At 36.1% G+C, this 19312-nt stretch carries 13 protein-coding genes; 8 read left to right on the top strand and 5 right to left on the bottom strand.

Translation table 11 applies throughout. The annotated features are described in order from the left end of the window. Positions 1-29: 29 nt before the first annotated feature. The 6 genes from Q8S25_RS05505 (at position 30) to Q8S25_RS05480 (ending at position 10080) form a co-directional block, all read left to right on the top strand. Positions 30-2192, top strand: a complete 2163-nt coding sequence (locus tag Q8S25_RS05505; protein WP_305535646.1) for a DPP IV N-terminal domain-containing protein — start codon at positions 30-32, stop codon at positions 2190-2192. A 95-nt stretch (positions 2193-2287) separates the two neighbouring features. Further along, entirely contained in the window at positions 2288-5398 is a 3111-nt protein-coding gene (locus tag Q8S25_RS05500) for a S41 family peptidase (protein WP_305535644.1), read from the top strand. Positions 5399-5411: 13 nt separating this feature from the next. Next, positions 5412-6650 carry an AraC family transcriptional regulator gene (locus Q8S25_RS05495; RefSeq protein ID WP_305535642.1) on the top strand — a complete coding sequence of 413 codons (1239 nt, stop codon included), beginning with the start codon at positions 5412-5414 and terminating at the stop codon, positions 6648-6650. A 125-nt stretch (positions 6651-6775) separates the two neighbouring features. Next, a complete protein-coding gene (locus Q8S25_RS05490; protein WP_305535640.1) occupies positions 6776-8953 on the top strand; it encodes an outer membrane beta-barrel protein in 2178 nt (725 codons plus the stop codon). Between the two features lie 20 nt (positions 8954-8973). Then, positions 8974-9315 (top strand): hypothetical protein, encoded by a 342-nt coding sequence (locus tag Q8S25_RS05485; protein WP_305535638.1) that lies wholly within the window; start codon positions 8974-8976, stop codon positions 9313-9315. A 57-nt stretch (positions 9316-9372) separates the two neighbouring features. After that, positions 9373-10080, top strand: a complete 708-nt coding sequence (locus tag Q8S25_RS05480; protein WP_305535636.1) for a peptidoglycan DD-metalloendopeptidase family protein — start codon at positions 9373-9375, stop codon at positions 10078-10080. Here Q8S25_RS05480 and Q8S25_RS05475 read toward each other — a convergent pair. Further along, on the bottom strand, positions 10073-10744 hold the full coding sequence (locus Q8S25_RS05475) for a hypothetical protein (protein WP_305535634.1): 672 nt from the start codon (positions 10742-10744) through the stop codon (positions 10073-10075). The genes Q8S25_RS05480 and Q8S25_RS05475 overlap by 8 nt on opposite strands. A gap of 55 nt (positions 10745-10799) precedes the next feature. Between Q8S25_RS05475 and ruvB the strand changes: the two genes are divergently transcribed. Then, positions 10800-11831, top strand: a complete 1032-nt coding sequence (gene ruvB / locus Q8S25_RS05470; protein WP_295236308.1) for a Holliday junction branch migration DNA helicase RuvB — start codon at positions 10800-10802, stop codon at positions 11829-11831. 11 nt (positions 11832-11842) lie between these two features. Here ruvB and Q8S25_RS05465 read toward each other — a convergent pair whose 3' ends face one another. Together Q8S25_RS05465 and Q8S25_RS05460 are read right to left on the bottom strand one after the other, a co-directional pair. Next, positions 11843-12541, bottom strand: coding sequence for a response regulator transcription factor (locus tag Q8S25_RS05465; protein ID WP_305535632.1), 699 nt, complete (start codon positions 12539-12541; stop codon positions 11843-11845). A gap of 77 nt (positions 12542-12618) precedes the next feature. After that, positions 12619-13551, bottom strand: coding sequence for a cytochrome-c peroxidase (locus tag Q8S25_RS05460; protein WP_305535630.1), 933 nt, complete (start codon positions 13549-13551; stop codon positions 12619-12621). Between the two features lie 81 nt (positions 13552-13632). On the opposite strand from Q8S25_RS05460, the gene Q8S25_RS05455 reads away from it, so the two are divergent. Continuing rightward, positions 13633-15207, top strand: a complete 1575-nt coding sequence (locus tag Q8S25_RS05455; protein WP_305535628.1) for a helicase HerA-like domain-containing protein — start codon at positions 13633-13635, stop codon at positions 15205-15207. A gap of 5 nt (positions 15208-15212) precedes the next feature. Here Q8S25_RS05455 and Q8S25_RS05450 read toward each other — a convergent pair whose 3' ends face one another. Both Q8S25_RS05450 and Q8S25_RS05445 read right to left on the bottom strand, forming a co-directional pair. After that, positions 15213-17114 carry an ATP-dependent DNA helicase RecQ gene (locus Q8S25_RS05450; protein ID WP_305535626.1) on the bottom strand — a complete coding sequence of 634 codons (1902 nt, stop codon included), beginning with the start codon at positions 17112-17114 and terminating at the stop codon, positions 15213-15215. 5 nt (positions 17115-17119) lie between these two features. Further along, entirely contained in the window at positions 17120-19246 is a 2127-nt protein-coding gene (locus tag Q8S25_RS05445; protein WP_305535624.1) for a cation-translocating P-type ATPase, read from the bottom strand. Positions 19247-19312 lie beyond the last annotated feature (66 nt).

The raw sequence follows: 19312 nt of genomic DNA, 5'->3' as shown, positions 1-19312 counted from the left end.
TACTATATTCATGGTCCAAATTCTGAACCATGAATAAGTATATTGTATCATTTGGGTTGCTATTGCTTGCATACCCCACGTTGGCTCAAAACAAAATGATCAGCAAAGCTGATTTAATGGCCAATAAATTACCAGAAAATTTTCGTAATCCATTGCCCCAATTCATGAAATGGTTGGATGATGATCGGGTTATTTTAAACCAACAAGTTCATCCTGATTCTGCTGCTAGAAATTATGTGATGGAAGTAAAGACAGGTAAATTAACGGTAGCTACTCCAGACCAAATGAAAGGTGCGGCACCTCCAACAAAAACGGTATCGGTAAAAAAAGCCGATTTGTTTTATAAAAACGGTGATGTAGAAAAGCAAATTACTTTTGATGCTGCTGAAGAAAAAAATCCTACTTTTTCTCCCGACAGTTCTTATATCGCCTATACCAAATCGAATGATTTGTTTACTTATAATTTGGTAACAAATAAAGAAACCAGACTTACTTTCAGTGGCACCAGCACTTCTTTAAACGGTTATGCAAGCTGGGTTTATTGGGAAGAAATTTTTGGTAGAGGCACCCGTTATCGTGCTTTTTGGTGGAACCCCAATAGCAAGCAAATAGCGTATATGCATTTTGATGAAAGCATGGTACCTATGTTCCCTATTTACAGCAGTGAAGGCCAGCATGGTTTTATTGAAGAAACCCGCTATCCAAAGCCAGGTGATAAAAACCCTGAGGTAAAAGTTGGATTTGTTGGGGTAGATGGGGGTGCAACTACTTGGGCCGATTTTAATGCGAAAGACGACCAGTATTTTGGTTGGCCTGTTTGGAGAAATGATGGCAGCAGTTTATTAGTTCAATGGATTAATCGTGGCCAAGATCATTTGAAAATATTTGATGTAAATCCAGGAAATGGTGCTAAAAAAATCATGTATGAAGAACAACAAAAAACATGGGTTGACTTAGAAGACAGGGCGGGTCAGCGTTTTACTTTCTTAAAGAATAAAGCAGCTTTTATTTTAGAAAGTGATAAAACAGGATGGAATCATTTGTATTTACACAATAACGATGGCAGTTTAATTAATCCAATTACATCTGGAGAATTCACGGTATTGAATACAGCGTTAATTGATGAAAAAAATGGCTTAGTGTATTTTACTGCAAGAGGTAAAGAAAATACGGCTCGTACAGATTTATACAGCGTTAAATTGAATGGTTCAGAAATGAAGCGTTTAACTTTTGGCGACTATAATCATACACAAGTAAGATTATCTCCTAATGGAAAATATTTTGTTACTGCTTACAGTAATACAACCACGCCAAATAAGATGACTTTGGTTGATGGTAAAGGAAAAATTATTCGTGAGTTGGGTGATGCAAAAGGAACTGCTATGGGCAACTATCAAATTGCTAAAACCGAATTCATACGCATTAAAAGTGCGGATGGTTTGTTTGAATTACCTGCTCAAGTTACCTGGCCTGCCAATATGGATCCTAATAAGAAATATCCAATGTTGGTTGATATTTATGGTGGCCCTAATGCAGGTAATACCTGGGATAGTTGGAGTTGGAGCCCTACTCGTGAAATCTATTCACAAGAAGGATTGATTCATGTTAAGTTTGATCACCGTGCCAGTGGCCATTTTGGAAAAGCAGGTGTAAATTATATGCATCGGAATTTAGGTTTCTGGGAAATGCAAGATTATATGCATATGGCCAAGTGGTTTATACAAAATGGTCAAGCGGATCCTACTAAAATTGCCATCACTGGATTTAGTTATGGTGGATACATGAGTACCTATGCTTTAACTTATGGTTCTTCTGTGTTTACACATGCCATGGCTGGAGGATCAGTAGTTGATTGGAAATTATATGACAGTCATTACACAGAAAAATTCATGGATACCCCTGCAGAAAACCCTGAAGGTTATAAGAGCGGTAACGTGTTAACACATATTGATAAATTCAATGGAGTATTGCAATTGGTGCATGGTACTATGGATGATAATGTGCATATGCAAAATAGTATTCAGTTGGTTAGTGCCTTACAAGATAAAGGGAAAGATTTTGAATTCATGTTGTATCCAGGCGGTAGACATGGTTGGGGTGGAGCCAAAGGCAATCACTTCAATAATTTGAAAACCAAGTTTATTTATAAGCACTTGTTGGGCAAGGAAGTTCCAAAGGGAATGTTGCGCTAAAACAAGCTTAATTCTTATTTTAAAGGCCACTCATTTATATGGGTGGCTTTTTTTGTTATACAATTACGCTTACTTTCAATATTCAAATTGTTATTATGTTTACTAAAAAAATATGGGTCTTATTGGGCCTAACCGTTCAAACCCTTTCCGCACAAACCCTTGCCCCTCGTTTTTTATCTCATCCGGTATTATCACCAGATGCGCAAACTGTAGTGTTTAGTTTTGAAGGAGATCTTTGGAAAGCGGCTACTTCAGACTTTCAAGCTACCCGATTAACCGCTATGCAGGGTTATGAAACAACTCCTCGCATTTCTCCTGATGGCAAATGGTTGGCGTTCACGGGGGAGCAAATGGGTAATACAGATGTTTATATTATGCCATTGAGTGGAGGAGAAGTGAGGCAACTTACTTTTCATAGCGCAGCTGATATTTTAGCTAATTTTAGTTGGGACAGCAAAACCATTTATTTTACTTCTAGCAGGTATGGTCCTGCTTCTGCTTACACCGTGGATATTAATGGAGGCACTCCTAAGCGATTATTTGGGGATCATTATTTTTTAATGGATCATTTAATTGCGGAACATCCAAAATCTGGAGATATCTATTTTAATGATACTTGGGAAAGCAATAACCAAGTGGCTAGAAAAAGATACAAGGGTCCATTTAATCCAGATATTCAATCGTACAATGTAAAAACCAAAACTTATCAAAAGCACACCGATTGGGTAGGCAAGGATTTTGCTACAACAATTGATCAACAAGGTGCAGTTTATTTTATTTCTGACGAAGCCAATGGTGAATACAATCTATACACTTTGAGTAATGGAAAAAAAACAGCCCTTACCCAGTTTAATAGCTCCATTAAAACGCCCCTTGTAAGTGCAAATGGCGCCTATGTAGTATTTGAAAAAGACTATCAATTATGGTGGTACAATGTGGCTAATAAAAAATCGAATCTTTTAAACATTCAACTGTATCGAAACCAAATTTTACCAGCCAAGAAAGAATATGAGGTACGAGGAAAGATTGGTGCAATGGATATTTCACCTGACGGTAAAAAACTAGCGTTCATTTCAAGAGGCGAATTGTTTGTAAGTGATGTCGAAGGAAAGTTTGTAAAACAAATCAATAAAGGGAATACAGAAAGAGCCCGAGAAGTAAAATGGCTTTCTGACAACAACACGCTTTTATTTAATGAAACAGTTGATGGGTACTTAAATATTTTTTCGGTTTCCGCAGATGGCTATTCAAGTCCTAAACAAATCACCAACCTTACAAAAGACAATCGTTCCCTGGTTTTAAATAAATCAAAAACTAAAATGGTTTATTTGAGTGGACGAGATGAAGTTGTATTGATGGATACCAAAACTTTTGAAACCAAAACGGTTGTGAAAGAAGAAATATGGGCCATGCAAAATTCTAGTCCGAGTTTCTCTCCTAATGAAGAATATTTATTGTTTACAGTAGTTAAAAATTTTGAACAAGACATTTTGGTTCATCATATTAAGCAAAATCAAACGTATAATTTAACCAACTCAGGTGTTACAGAAGCTGATCCTATTTGGTCTCCTGATGGCAAACATATTTATTTTGTAAGTAATAGAACCAAGCCTTCTTATCCTTTTGGCATGGCCAATCCAAGAATATATAGGATGGCTTTAGAAAAATTAGATGAGCCATTTAGGTCAGATAAATTCAATGATTTATTTAAAGTTGAAAAGAAAGACACGACTAAACCTACATTGGTAATCAATATTGATTTTAATGGTTTGATGGAAAGATTGGAGCAGGTGGGACCTAGTTTTGGTTCACAATATTTATTAAATGTGATTAAGAAAGGAGATAAGACAACTTTACTTTATCTCAGCGATCATGCAGAAGGTAAAATGGCACTTTGGAAAACCATTCTCGATCCTTTTGAACCTAGTAAAACAGAAAAGGTAAATGGAATAGATGCCAATAGCGTTGATTATGCTGAAGCAGGAGATAAAACATTTTTATTAGGCAATGGCAATATTTATAAATTCAATCTAGACGCCAATAAAGCAGACCTAGTGAATATTGCCCAAACATTTCAAAGAAGTTTAGCGGCTGAATTCAAACAGATCTTTCAAGAAACTTGGGCTCAAGTGGAGCAGAATTTCTACGATGAAAAATTTCACGGCGTAGACTGGCGAGCGATGAAAAAGAAGTATGAAGCATATTTGCCTTCACTCAATACCAGGGCCGATTTAAGGGTATTATTGAATGATTTATTGGGTGAGTTAAATTCTTCTCATCAAGGATTTTCTTCTTTTGGAGAAGAAGAAACCATTCGATTGGTTAACCGTACTATGGAAACAGGCATTCGTTTTGATAACGAACAACCTTATCGAGTTAAAGACGTGATTGCTAATACTGCAGCTGATAAAAAATCAATGGATGTTTTGCCAGGTGATGTATTGGTAAAAGTAAATAATGAAACGGTAGATCTTACTAAGGATAGAAACAGCTATTTTAGTAAGCCAAGTTTTGATAGAGAGTTGCAATTGGTATTTAATAGAAATGGCAAAATGATTACAGTAAATATTCATCCCCAAAGAACTGTTGCTCCTAATTTATACGATGAATGGATTAAAAATAACCAAGCCATAGTAGATGCAAAAACCAATAAAAAAGTAGCTTATCACAATATGAAAGACATGGGCTTGGGCGAACTGGAGAAATTTTTCATTGATATGACCCAAGACCTGTATCAAAAAGATGCATTGATATTAGACCTTCGATATAATACTGGTGGAAACGTGCACGATGAAGTATTAAAGTTCTTGAGTCAGAAAACCTATTTACGTTGGAAGTACCGCGAGGGTAAACTAACGCCGCAATCTAATTTTGGTCCATCAGATAAACCCATCGTTTTGTTGATTAATGAACAGTCCTTAAGTGATGCAGAAATGACTGCAGCAGGGTTTAAAGCATTGAAGCTGGGTAAAATTATTGGCATGCCTACCTATCGCTGGATAATTTTTACCAGCGGAGCAGGCCTAGTAGACGGTTCATTTGTACGTTTACCTAGTTGGGGTTGTTATAGTTTGGATGGAAACGATTTAGAATTAACAGGAGTGGCTCCTGATATTATGGTGCCGTTAAATTTTAATGATAAAATCAATAAAAGGGATCCACAGTTAGACAAAGCCATAGAAGAAGTATTAAAGCAGTTGAAATAATTTATATTGAGACATGTATTTTGATTTCAACTGGCGTAGTAGTCTTTTACTCATTTTCTTTTTTCATGGATTGGTTTATGCTCTTTTATTATTTAGAAAAGCCTACCAACAGGAAAGACCATCAGATAATTGGTTGGGCCTTCTTTTGTTGATGAGCATATTGTATATATGTCCATGGATGTTGGGTTTTGCAGGCTGGTATTGGGGTACAGAATGTTTGGAGTGTAGAAATTTTATGTTCTATGTTCCAATGAATCATACACTATTGATGGGGCCTGCAATATTTTTGTATATCCGTAGTTTGTTAAATCCCTCTTTTAAGTTTAGCAAAATAGATCGATGGCATTTTGTTCCAGGAATTACTTATATCCTTTGGACCATAGTGGTTGCAGTTACTGACCTTTTGATTTTGAAAAGGTATTATTTAATGGATGGGCAAAATGACCCTGATTTTGATACTTGGTACCAGGCCCTTGGTTTCTTTAGCTTATTGGTTTATTTGGTGTTGAGCTTGCGATATTATTTAATGTATCGGGCTTTTATTGTACAAGAATTATCTTTTGCCGATACACTTCAATTTAAATGGGTCCGTAATTTTTTAATCGCCTGTTTTTTATATTTTTTCTCCACTGTTTTTTTAGACGTCCTTAGACTTGCTGGGGTAAATATTGGTTACCAAGATACTTGGTGGTATTATTTGTTGTTTGCCTTTCTATTCTATTATATAGCCATAGCAGGATATACCAACTCCATAGAACAGAAAAAGAAATTTGAATTAGACTTTTTAAGATATCAAATGCCTTCCTTAATTGGTGGTTCGGGCTTAGATACTGGAGTAATCACTGAAGAAGAAGCTTCTTTCGAAATTTTGAAATCCGAAGAGCAGCATGCACCTTTTGAATCAGCTGAAAGCTCCATTCCATCCTTATGGAAAGAAAAAGTGGAACAATCAATTGTTGAAGAAAAAATGTATCGAAACTCCGAGCTCACTTTAACCGACTTGGCCAATCATTTAGGTACCAATCCTTCTTTACTTTCTAAAATAATTAACCGGAGTTTTGGTAAAAACTTTAATGATTATGTAAACCAATACAGGGTATTAGAAGTAAAGGAAAAGCTAGCTAACCCCGCAAATGCCCATTTGACTATCATGAGTTTGGCCTATGATGCTGGCTTTAATAGTAAAGCAACTTTTAATAGGGCTTTCAAAAAATTTACCGGTGACAGTCCTAAAACGTATCAAATTAAATAATTTCATTTTACAAGTTGTTCATTATCAATGCATCATTATTTGATACCTGTTTATTGGGTCTCAAATAATGATTTGAGGCGGTCTGCAATATTTGTGCGTGCATTTTGCACCCACAAATGAAAATCATGCAAAAATTACTGACTGCTTATTTACTCTTGATTGGTACGATTGCACAGGCTCAATCCCTTCCAGTAGAAGACACGTTAAAATCTACTACAACTAGTGAAGTAACGGTGTTAGCGAACAAACCATTCATTAGAACCCTAGTAGATAAAACAGTATTGAATATTGCGGCAAAGCCTTCCTCAGCTGGGCAAAATGCATTAGACCTGTTAAAAATAGCCCCCGGTGTGGTAGTTGATCCCAATGAAAATATTCAAATGGGAGGCAAAAATGGGGTAACGGTATTAATTGACAATCAAAATACACAATTGTCTGCCCAAGATCTTGCCCAATTACTCAAGAGTATTGAATCGGATAATATCAAAGAAATTGAAATTATTACTAACCCTTCAGCTAAATATGATGCAGCAGGAAATGCTGGCATCATCAATATTATTTTGAAAAAAAGTTTGACCAATGGATTCAATGGCTCAGTTACCGGCAATTTTACACAAAGTACCCATCATAGAATGAGTGGATCTACCAACTTAAACTTTAGAAAAAACCAATGGAATTGGTTTGGAAATTTGGGTATCAATAAAGGATATCAAGAAACCATTGCAAATAATGATAGGAAATTAGTGAATCAACAACTAGTTCAGCGTGGTATTGAAAAAGATGATTTTGGCGGGAACAATAATAGGGTTGGAGTAGATTATACCTTGAACAAAAAAACAACTATTGGATTTTTATGGTTGCGTAACACGCGGTTTACAAATATGGATAATACAAACCTTACGACTATTCAGCAGCAGGGAATATTAGACACCAATGTGGTTACAAATAGTATTGCTCCCAACAGTTTTAATCGTAATAATTATAATGTAAATTATCGCTGGGTTAATGGGAATAAGCAAAGTTTAAATATTGATGCAGACTATACCAATTTTTTTTCAGGATTAAATAATCAGGTAATTATTCAAAGCATACCTTCTAATGGGCTAACATCACCAGTTAATGGCGTTAATAATGAAGCAGAAGTAAATATTCAAATCAGTAGTGTTAGAGCAGACTATACTCAAAAATTAACGGATCAACTTAAACTAGAAACTGGATTTAAGTCTGTTTATTCTTTGGCCAATAATGGATTATTGGTTTCGCAAGATTTAAACGGCGTTTGGAAGGCAGATACTAGTAAATCCAATCAATTTCAGTTTAAAGAATATATACATGCTGCTTACATAAGCGTTCAGACTAATTATCAAAAATGGTCATTTCAGGCCGGATTAAGGGCTGAGCAAACTACAGTAAATGGACTTTCAACTAATTTACTCAAGCAAGCAATCATAAAACCAGATACTGCATATTTAAATTTATTTCCCACTCTTTTTGTACAATATCAATTAAAGCAAAATCACCAATTGGGATTTACCATTACCAAAAGAATTGATAGGCCCAATTACCAAGATCAAAATCCTTTCATTTATCAGTTAGATGCATTTAATAGTGAGCAAGGAAATCCATATTTAATTCCTCAAATCACTTATGGTGCTGAGCTGAGTTATACTTACAAATACGCGACTAATGTTAAAATTCAATATGGTATTACCAATAATTATATTGAGCAATTAACTTATCAAGTAGGTAAAAATACCATTCAAACCCCTCAAAATGCAGGCACTAGGAAAATGTTGAACATCAGCATCAGTAGCCCAGTTCCAGTGAGTAATTGGTGGAATATGTATATCAGTTTATCTCCTTTTTATCAATCCTATGCGGTTACACTCAATGGTTTTGGCACCATCGAAAATCGTTCACAAAGTAGTTGGGGAATGAATGGCTATATGAGTCAGAACTTTAATCTAGGGAAACAATGGAATGCAGATATCAGCGGCTGGTATAATTTTCAAAATGCTACCACTATCTATCGATCTAAAGCTTTGGGTAGTATTAATTTGGGGATTAGTAAAAAAATTTTCAAGGATCAGGCTACCATCAAATTAGCTATCACCGATTTATTGAACACCCAACGTTGGGAACAAACTGCCACCACCAATATACTTAACTTAAGAACCTATCGTAAATGGGAAAGCAGAAATATTTCTATCAGTTTTAGCTATCGTTTTGGCAATAATAAAATTAAAAGTGCTAGAGATAGAGAAACCGGATCAATTGCTGAGATAGACAGAATCAAACAATAAATCACTTTAAAATTGTAAACATGAAAAAATTAATGGTCTTTAGCCTTTTATTAATGGCATCTTGGGTAACTGCTCAAACGCAAGAACCCAAACAGGTTAGTTTCTATTTGAAAAATGTGCAGTTGTTGCCAAAGAAAGTGACACTGATTTCTTATAGCCCTAACGTAACAGGAAATGGTACCTATGGCTATATCTTATTTCCAGGAATAAAAAAATCGGTAACCTATCCTATTGGTACAAAATTGTATTTAGCAACTTCACAACAAGTAGGTGTGGTAATGAGTGGAAATAGAATTGATAAGGATAAACCATTTTTAATTGTAAGTACTAGTGATGCCAACAAAATCTTCAAAGTGAATTAAGTACTTCATGCATTGACTTAACACATTTATTACGGTAAGTTTGCAAAAATATACGGCATGGATTCAAACAGTTTTTATTTCTGGTTAAGTGAACAAAAGCATTTGGATATTCATCCTGTAGTGGATTTTAATCCCCAAAGGGATAAATTGTTGGCAATGGATTTTACTGAGCAAAACAAGGCATTAACCACTGCATTGATAGAAGATACATCAAAGTTTTCTCAGTATATCACAGAAACTTTACAAGCTGCCAATGCACAGTTTGGTATTGGTGGTTATAACGAACATAGAACGGTATATGCAAGAAGTAGGGTGTTTGATGGTGCTGTTGAAGACGATGCCAGGTGTATTCATTTGGGTGTAGATATTTGGGGCGATGCGGGTACTGAAGTATCAGCACCATTCAATGCAACGGTACATAGTTTTGCATTTAATGAAGCTTATGGAGATTATGGGGCAACCATTATTTTAGCACACCAAATTGCAGGTGCGCAGTTTTATAGTTTATACGGCCACTTGGCATTAAAAGATCTAGAACATTTAACTGAAGGGAAGTTTATTCCTGCTGGAGAAGTGTTTGCGCATTTTGGTGAACCCACTGAAAATGGACAGTGGCCGCCACACTTGCATTTTCAATTAATCCTTGATATGGAAAATAAAAAAGGAGATTACCCTGGCGTATGTAGTTTACCCGATAGACAAAAATACCTGAACAATTGTCCTGACCCAGACGCTTTGTTAAACCTAATTCAATGGGCTAAGTAGTGGGAACAAAATCAGGTTTTTCCCATTGCTTAATTATATGAGAAGGAATGACATGAATACCTGTTTTTGAATGCGATGCAAAATAAGCCATGCTTCTAGCAATGGCTTTTGCGTGCACTGGAATATATTTTTTGAAGCGGCCTTTCATAATTGGTATGGCTTTTAACGCAAAAAAGATTCCCAATTCTTCTAACCACCTAGATTCTTTTCTAGGGCCTAAAATAAAGGAAGGTTGAAAAATATAGATAGAACTATAATTGAGTTGCTTCAAAGCTTCTTCTAGTCTACCCTTTGTTTTATTATAGAAAACACTCGACTTTGGATTAGCCCCTGCTGCGCTCACCACTAAAAAGCGTTTGCTTCCCGCAGTTAACTGTAGTTTGGCAATATGCAACGGAGCGTAAAGATCTATTAAAGTAAAAGCTTCTCTTGTTTTAACTGTTTTGATGGTGGCTCCTAAGCAGCAATACACATCGTCTGCTTCAGTCCAAGATTCAATGGTAGCAAAGTTGATTAATTGCTCTACCAGTTTAGGATGCGACCTACCCAGTGGCCTTCGAACATAAATGGTCACCTGACTATACAATTCAGATTCCAACAATATTTCGAGTAAATAGGAGCCGGTTAAACCACTTGCACCTAGAACTAAAGCTTTTCTTTGCACTATCCTATAATTTTACCAAAGATAAGGACTGCTTTATTTGTACTTTTGAAGAGTTATGTCAAATAATAATCTGAACAGCGATTTAAATGCTTTGAACCCCGCCGAAAAGGAGTTTGAGAACACCATACGCCCAAGGGAGATTGATGATTTCTCTGGCCAACCCCAACTAATTGAGAATTTGGTGATATTTATTAAAGCAGCCAAATTAAGGGGAGAAGCATTGGATCATGTATTATTTCATGGCCCTCCAGGGTTAGGTAAAACTACACTAAGCCGTATTGTAGCTAATGAATTGGGCGTTAGTATTAAAGAAACTTCGGGGCCTGTGATTGAAAAACCAGGCGACTTAGCTGGTTTATTGACCAATCTGCAACCCAACGATGTGTTGTTTATTGATGAAATACATAGATTAAGTACAGTGGTAGAGGAATACCTCTATTCTGCTATGGAAGATTTTAAAATTGACATTATGATAGATACTGGCCCTAACGCCAGAAGCATACAAATCAATTTAAATCCATTCACTTTGGTAGGTGCAACTACCCGAAGTGGATTATTGACTGCTCCCTTACTCTCTCGTTTTGGAATTAAGTCTCGATTGGAATATTATGGTGCACCCGTATTGCAAAAAATTATCGAAAGAAGTGCCGCCATTTTAGGTACAAAAATAACACTTGATGCAGCAGCAGAAATTGCGGGTAGAAGCCGTGGTACGCCCAGAATAGCCAATGGTTTGCTAAGAAGGGTTAGAGATTTTGCACAAGTATTAAATGATGGAAAAATTGATTTAGGCATTACTCAGCATGGATTGAAAGCATTGAATGTAGATGCCCATGGTTTAGATGAAATGGATAATCGTATTTTATCTGCCATCATAAATAAATTCAAAGGTGGTCCGGTAGGTATTACAACCATTGCAACAGCAGTAGGAGAAGAGCCTGGTACCATTGAAGAAGTGTATGAACCTTTCCTTATTCAAGAAGGCTTTCTACAAAGAACCCCTAGGGGAAGGGAAGCCACATTGAAAGCTTACAATCACCTAGGGGTGGTTATGAAAAGAGGAGAAGCTGGTGAGCTATTTACCTAAAGGGTTTAAGCCTAAGGTGCAACCAGTCTGAATCCATTTCCATGAATATTTACAATTTCAATATTGCTGTCTTCTTTTAAGTACTTGCGTAGTTTTGCAATGTACACGTCCATGCTGCGTCCGTTAAAATAGGTGTCGCTACCCCATATTTTTTTCAATGCACGTTCACGTGGCAATAAATCGTTTTTGTGTTCTGCTAACATCTTCAGTAATTCATTTTCTTTAGGTGAAAGCGTTTGCATGGTTGTTCCAATTTTCAGCTCTCTCAATTTTGGATTAAAATGATACCCACCTAAATCAAATTCAATATTGTCGTTGATTTTATTTTCTTCTTCGTTTCTTTTAAGGATGGCTTTTATTTTCATCAACAATACTTCACTGTCAAATGGTTTAGTGATATAATCGTCTGCACCTAATTTATAACCTTGAATAATATCGTCTTTCATGGTTTTAGCACTCAAGAAAAACAATGGCACATCTGGATCTATATCTCTAATTTCTTCTGCTAGCGTAAATCCATCCATATTGGGCATCATCACGTCTAATAAACAGATATCAAATTTTTCACGCTGAAAAGCAGCTAAACCTAATCTGCCATCTCTTTCAAGTGTTACTTCGTATTCATTTAACTCTAGGTAGTTTTTAAGCACCATGCCCAAGTTGGTATCGTCTTCGCAGAGTAAAATTTGGTATTGTTTCTTGTCTTCCATTTGTAGAATTTTGAGTGAAATAACAATAATTTACTATTAATTCCCCAGCAATGGGGTGCAATCTTTTGTTAAATATCCTATTGGGCTTTTTTTAAGTATTGCTTGTCGGTAAGCGCTTTCAAAAAATTCACTAAATCTTTTTTCTGCTCTACCGTTAATTTAAGCGGCTCTATTAATGTTGAATCCAAATTAATAGGCTTGGGTACAAATTGGTAGGGGTTGTCGTAATATTCAACCACTTCTTCTAAGGTTTTGAACATGCCGTTATGCATATAAGGTGCTGTAACGGCAATATTGCGTAATCCTGGGGTTTTAAATTTACCAAGGTCTTCTTTATTTTTTGTAATGGCATAGCGCCCTTCGTCGGTTAAGTTTACGCCATCATAAAGCCCGATATTCTTAAAATCATCATTGGTAAAATCGGGCCCATTGTGACAATCAAAACACTTGGTTTTATCGCTTACAAATAGTTGTCTTCCCCTTTCTGCGGATGCAGACATTTCATCCAAATCAAATGCTGATTCGTCTGTTTCAAGGGTATTTTGGTAGGCGGCTAATGCAAGGCCGAGGTTTTTAGGGGATGGGAGCTGTTTGAAAATCGAAAGGAACAATGATTTATACACTTTACTATTGTTCAGTCTTTTAATTGCTTCCTTTATAGGAAGGTTCATTTCTACGGGGTTTTCAATAGGCATCAAAGCTTGTTCTTCTAGACTGGCTGCTCTGCCATCCCAAAAAAATGGATCATGACCCCGAAGGTTCATAACGGTAGGCGCATTTCTACTACCGGGTGTTGCGTTTACGCCTAAACTGATGGCCAATGTGTCTGCAAAACCAAAAGCGGGAATATGACAACTGGCACAACTAATGGTATTGTCTTTAGAAAGTATGGAGTCAAAGAAAAGCTTCTTCCCCAACTGAGCTTTGGTTTTTATAGGACTTGGTGTGTCAAAGCCGCTACTGAAAGCAATAGCCAGTCCTAATGCCACAATAATCAACCACTTTTTCATGTTGCAAAGGTACTTAATTGTTCTGCTAAAATTTATTTTTCGGCGAGCATGGCATTAGGTATTTTGCAACAAATCATTTTTATGAGTAATCCAACCATATTTGCCGAAGCCGTTCAAAAAGGATATCAATTTAAAGGAGAGCAGGTAAAAATTGGTTGTGGAATGTTTAATGGAGAAGTAGTTAAAGAAGCCAATGTTTTTATTCCACTCAAAACCATGAATCGGCACGGGTTAATAGCTGGAGCAACCGGTACTGGTAAAACAAAAACACTGCAACTAATTAGTGAGTGTTTAAGCGATAATAGCGTTCCTGTATTATTGATGGATATTAAAGGTGACTTAAGTGGAATTGCTGCAGAAGGAGTATCTAACGAAAAAATAATTGAACGGTCTGCTAAATTAAATAGTCAATGGAAGCCTACTGCTTACCCTGCAGAACTATTGACTTTAACAGGGGGAAATGGTGTTAAATTGCGTGCAACCGTTTCTGAATTTGGCCCTGTTTTATTGAGTAAAATATTAGGATTGAACGATACCCAAGGCGGCTTGGTTTCAATGATTTTTAAATATTGTGACGACAATGCAATGCCATTGCTCGATTTGAAAGATTTTATTAAAGTATTGCAATACATTGGCGCAGAGGGGAAGGCTGAAATTGAAAAGTTGTATGGAAAAATTTCTACAACTTCTACCGGAACCATTTTAAGAAAAGTAATTGAACTACAACAGCAAGGTGCAGATATTTTTTTTGGTGAAAAGAGTTTTGAAATAGACGATTTGATGCGTATTAGTGATGATGGTAGGGGTATGATTAATATTTTGCGCGTAACCGACATGCAAGACAAGCCAAAGCTTTTTTCTACTTTTATGTTACAGTTATTGGCCGAATTGTATGCCAGTTGCCCTGAAGAAGGTGATTTGGATAAACCTAAATTGGTTTTATTTATTGATGAAGCGCATTTGATTTTTCAGGAAGCATCCGATGCCTTGTTGCAGCAATTAGAAACAGTCATAAAATTAATTAGATCAAAAGGTATTGGCATATTTTTCTGTACACAAAATCCGCAAGATGTACCCGCTTCTATTTTAAGTCAACTAGGATTAAAAGTGCAACATGCTTTGCGTGCATTTACTGCCGCCGATAGAAAAACAATTAAGCAAGCTGCAGAAAATTTTCCAGAATCAGACTTTTATGATGTAGATGAATTATTGACCCAATTGGGAATTGGAGAAGCTTTTGTAACGCTGTTAAATGAAAAAGGAATTCCAACTCCATTGATACATACGATGTTGAATCCACCTCAAAGCAGAATGGACGTATTAACAGAAGCGGAAATAAATGCAATTAATGCCAAAAGCAAGTTGGTTCCTAAATACAATCAAGTAATTGATAGTGAAAGTGCGCATGAAATATTATCGGCAAAATTAGCTGAGGCACAAGCAAGAACTGCAGAATTGGCCGATGCGGTTAAAGAAGCGCAGCTTGCAGAAAAAGATGAAAAATCTACCAGACAAAAAGAGGAAAGCTTTTTTGATAATCCTATTGTGAAACAAGTGGGAAGAACAGCTGCAAGTATTATTACCAGAAGCTTATTAGGGGCATTGGGTTTGGGCGGAAGAGCAGGTTCAAGAACAAGTACTCGAAAACGCTATTGATTTTTCTATAACCAGAAAATTCTTTTTTCTTCGGTGATGCTTATTTTATCTTCTGCTTGTAAAAAGTTGAGTACTGCCCAAACTTTTTTGGGTGAAATATTTTTTGTTTCACTTATAAGTACTGCAATATCAATACCGCTAGATGAATTGGCTTTCAGTATTAATTCTATTTGATTAAAGTTGGCAGCAGAAATATCGGTTATCTTATTGTTTAAACAAATATCACAAACACCACAAACGATGGTGCTGTTGTCTCCAAAATATTGTCCTATAAAATTGCTTCTGCAAGTTTTACTAAGACCAGCATATTGAGTAATGGTAGCAATTCTTTGCTTATGTAATTTTTTCCTTTCTAAATAATGGTCTTGGTGAATATGTAAAAATTCTGCTGGCGCTCTATTTAATAGAAAGTGAATTTGAGGCGTTTCCTTTTTTGGTAAATATTCAATAATACCATGCGTATGTAATTGTTTTAGTTGAACGCTTATGGTAGCTATTTCGGTTCTGCAAATTCTTGCCAAACTTTGCTCATAAACGGAAGTTCTGTTATAGAAAATTCCTGCATAAGTTCTGAGTAATGCTTTAATTAAAGGTTCTAATGAAGGGTACATGATTTCAAACTGATCTAAGGATTCGGTATCTGTACAAAAATTTACCTGCGTTGGTAAAAAAATTTGTTCGTTAAATTGGATATGTCCTTCTTGTTCTAGAATTCGTAGCACATTTACGACCAATAACGGATCTAATTTAAAAAGAGTAATAAAATTATTGAAATCGAAATCATAATAAATTCCTTCTCCGTTGCCTACTGCTATTTGCAAAAAGTCTGCAATGGCTTGATATACTTCTTTGATTATTGGAATAGGGGGAAATTTTTTTTCTCCATTTTGTGCTAACTCAAGTAAATCTTTCTGTTGCCATAGTAAAACAGCATAAGCCCTTTTTTCATCTCTGCCAGCCCTGCCTGCTTCTTGGTAATAATTCTCTAAACAATCTGGTATATCATGGTGTATGACGGTTCTTACATCTGGCTTATCTATGCCCATACCAAAAGCATTGGTACAAACCATCACCCTTGTTTTATTTTGAATCCAACTCAATTGTTTTTGTTCTCTCAATAATTGGTTTAATCCTGCATGATAAAAGTCTGCACTAATTCCTTGTAATAAAATGGCTTCAGCTATTTTTTTGCATTGCTTTCTACTATTGCAATACACAATGCTACTCCCTTGAACTTTTTGTAAAATGTCTAAAATTTTGTTGATTTTACTTTCCGGTTCAAAACAACTATATGAAATATTAGGTCTAAGAAACGATTGCTTAAAAATGCTTGGTTCATGTAAACCAAGTTGTATTTGAATATCTGTTAAAACCAATGGAGTGGCCGAGGCCGTTACTGCAATAACTGGAATAGACCCTAGCTTTCCTTTTGTTTCTGTAATTCTGCAATACGATGGTCTAAAGTCGTATCCCCATTGAGAAATACAATGCGCTTCATCAATTATTAAAAGACTAAATGGTATATGAGTTAGGTATTCATTAAATAACGGGCTTTCTAGTCTTTCTGGTGAGCAGTAAATAAATTGATAAGCTGATTCGGTTGCTTCCAACAAAACTTGCTTCACTTCTTCTTTTTGCATTCCACTATGAATGGCAACAGCAGTAATCCCTTTTTTATTCAGCGCATCTACCTGGTCTTTCATTAATGCTATCAAAGGACTGATGACTAAACTCACCCCAGGTAATAAGATGCCTGGAATTTGATAGCAAACTGATTTTCCTCCTCCAGTTGGCAATAACGCAATACAATCTTTTCCCTTCAATACAGCTTGAATAATTTCTTCTTGTAAGGGTCTAAAAGCAGCATGCTTCCAATATTGTTGTAATATCTCTAAGGGCGAAATCAAGTGGATTAATAGACTTTTTTAAAGTTCAATCTAACAGAGTTGATGGCTAATACAACATCGCTTAAACCCATAACCAAAGCACCAATAGTAGGGCTTAGAAATCCAAAAGCAGCAACAGGAATGGCAACTACATTGTAAATAAGGGCCCAAAATAAATTTTGCTGAATAGTTAGGTAAGTATGTTTCCCTAAACCTAGCGCAAGCGTTAAATTTTTTATACCATGATTCATTAAAACCACTTCAGCACTTTGAACTGCTATATGAGCTGCATCGCTTAATGAAACACCTACAGTGGCTTTTGCTAACGCGGGAGCATCATTAATTCCGTCGCCTACCATTGCAGTTGGCTTAATGGCAGTTAGTGCTTCAATTTTGGCTAATTTCTGTGAAGGACTTTGCTCTGCAAATACTTCATCTATGCCCAGCATATTGGCAACGTCATCACATTTTGCTTGCAGGTCTCCACTTAATAAAATGGTTTTGATGCCCTTTTGTTGCAATGCTTTTACCATTGAAGCAGCTTCTGGCCTTATTTGATCTTTTAAGTTAATGGAGCACAATATTTCATTGTTTTTTGTCAAATAAATATTGTGGTTGGTATCTGCTGTTAAATGTGCAACCATTTTATAAGAAGAAGCTGAATAAGTATTCCCTTCTTTGTCTACAGCAGTCATTCCCAAACCTTTCTCTTCGGTAATTTTACTAAATCGAATATCGTCCTTGGTTTTCCATTCTGTAGCAATGGCTTTTGCTAAAGGGTGAGTAGAATATTTTTCTAATGAATAAGCTAGGCGCTTGCATTCAACTTCTCCTAATAATTGCCCAGCAGGTGTTAGTTCAAATTGGGCAATTACAAATTGTCCAGTTGTAAGCGTACCTGTTTTGTCGAATACTACTTGTTGAATGTCTTTAAATAACTCAAGTGTTTTAGTATTTTTAAATAATACCCCATTGCGAGCTGCACGTCCTAATCCAACAGCAATGGCAGCAGGTGTTGCAAGCCCCATTGCACATGGACAAGAAATCACCAATACAGCAATGCTGCGCATTAAACTTGCCGTAAAATCTTGTGCTCCAATGGTATAGTTTAAAATAAAAGTTAATAAAGAAATACCCACCACAACAGGCACAAATACCGCACTAATTTTATCTGCCAATAATTGAACTGGGGGCTTTTCTGTTTGAGCGTTCTTAACCAATTTTAGAATATTTCCTAAAACAGAATCTTCGCCAACAGCAGTAACATAAGCTTTAACAGTCCCGTTCACTATGGTTGATCCGCCAATTAAAATGTCTTTTACTTTTTTCTCTACGGGTATAGATTCCCCAGTAATAATGGATTCATCAACCGAAACTTCGCCCGATAAAATTTTACAATCCATTGGTACAGCTTCCCCGCTTCTAATCAATAATATATCTCCCGTTTTAAGTGATGTACTTTCTACAGGGAAAATATGTTCGGTCTGTTCATTGTCGTAAGCAATCATATTGGCCATGGTCTTTTGAGACTTAGCCAATTTGTTCAAAGCAACTTGTGTTTGTTCTACCGATTTGTCTTCCATCCAATTCCCTAAAAAAACCAATGTAATAATGGTGGCTGTAGTTTCATAAAATAGGTATTGATCTGCTTGACCTGTTAATGTGCCATATAAACTATACACAAATGCAGCAAGTGCGCCCATGGCCACTAATACATTCATATTGGGAACACCTTTAAGCAGACTCTTTAATCCACTCCTTCCAAAAAAATCCATGCCCAATACAAATACTGGAATAGTTAATGCCAATTGTACATACGGATTCATGAGCCAGTGAATATGCAAACCTGGTATCATATGCAACATCAAAGGGAAAGTGAACACAGCAGAAAAAGCAAATCTTTGTAAGTGCGATTTAAATATAGTTTTGCTTGATTTTCCTATATCTTCCCCTCCTTTAACTTGATATCCTAAATTGTGAATGCCTTTTTGTATTGCTGTTTTGTTTGTTCCTTCTGGAAGGTTAAAACTTACATCTCCTCCAATGAAATTGACTTTCACTTCTTCCATTCCTTTTTCTTTCAGGAATTGATCAATGGATAGTGCACAGTTAGTGCAGCTCATGCCCGTTACTTTCCAATTTACTTTTTCCATACTCAAATTTACAAAAGCCTTTGCTCCTTCATTTGCGAGTTTGGAATAATATTCCCTTTTAGCCAA

Origin of the sequence: Sediminibacterium sp. (assembly GCF_030695065.1) — a bacterium.
GTDB lineage: Bacteria > Bacteroidota > Bacteroidia > Chitinophagales > Chitinophagaceae > Sediminibacterium.
Note: the sequence above shows the minus strand (reverse complement) of the source record. Positions and strands in the feature narration are given on the sequence as shown.

Excerpts from the sequence above, each read along its gene's own strand:
- Q8S25_RS05490 (WP_305535640.1), top strand. The coding sequence starts at position 6,776 with ATGCAAAAATTACTGACTGCTTATTTACTCTTGATTGGTACGATTGCA.
- Q8S25_RS05505 (WP_305535646.1), top strand. The coding sequence starts at position 30 with ATGAATAAGTATATTGTATCATTTGGGTTGCTATTGCTTGCATACCCC.
- Q8S25_RS05495 (WP_305535642.1), top strand. The coding sequence starts at position 5,412 with ATGTATTTTGATTTCAACTGGCGTAGTAGTCTTTTACTCATTTTCTTT.
- Q8S25_RS05480 (WP_305535636.1), top strand. The coding sequence starts at position 9,373 with ATGGATTCAAACAGTTTTTATTTCTGGTTAAGTGAACAAAAGCATTTG.
- Q8S25_RS05500 (WP_305535644.1), top strand. The coding sequence starts at position 2,288 with ATGTTTACTAAAAAAATATGGGTCTTATTGGGCCTAACCGTTCAAACC.
- Q8S25_RS05460 (WP_305535630.1), bottom strand. The coding sequence starts at position 13,551 with ATGAAAAAGTGGTTGATTATTGTGGCATTAGGACTGGCTATTGCTTTC.
- Q8S25_RS05455 (WP_305535628.1), top strand. The coding sequence starts at position 13,633 with ATGAGTAATCCAACCATATTTGCCGAAGCCGTTCAAAAAGGATATCAA.
- Q8S25_RS05485 (WP_305535638.1), top strand. The coding sequence starts at position 8,974 with ATGAAAAAATTAATGGTCTTTAGCCTTTTATTAATGGCATCTTGGGTA.
- ruvB (WP_295236308.1), top strand. The coding sequence starts at position 10,800 with ATGTCAAATAATAATCTGAACAGCGATTTAAATGCTTTGAACCCCGCC.
- Q8S25_RS05445 (WP_305535624.1), bottom strand. The coding sequence starts at position 19,246 with ATGGAAAAAGTAAATTGGAAAGTAACGGGCATGAGCTGCACTAACTGT.
- Q8S25_RS05465 (WP_305535632.1), bottom strand. The coding sequence starts at position 12,541 with ATGGAAGACAAGAAACAATACCAAATTTTACTCTGCGAAGACGATACC.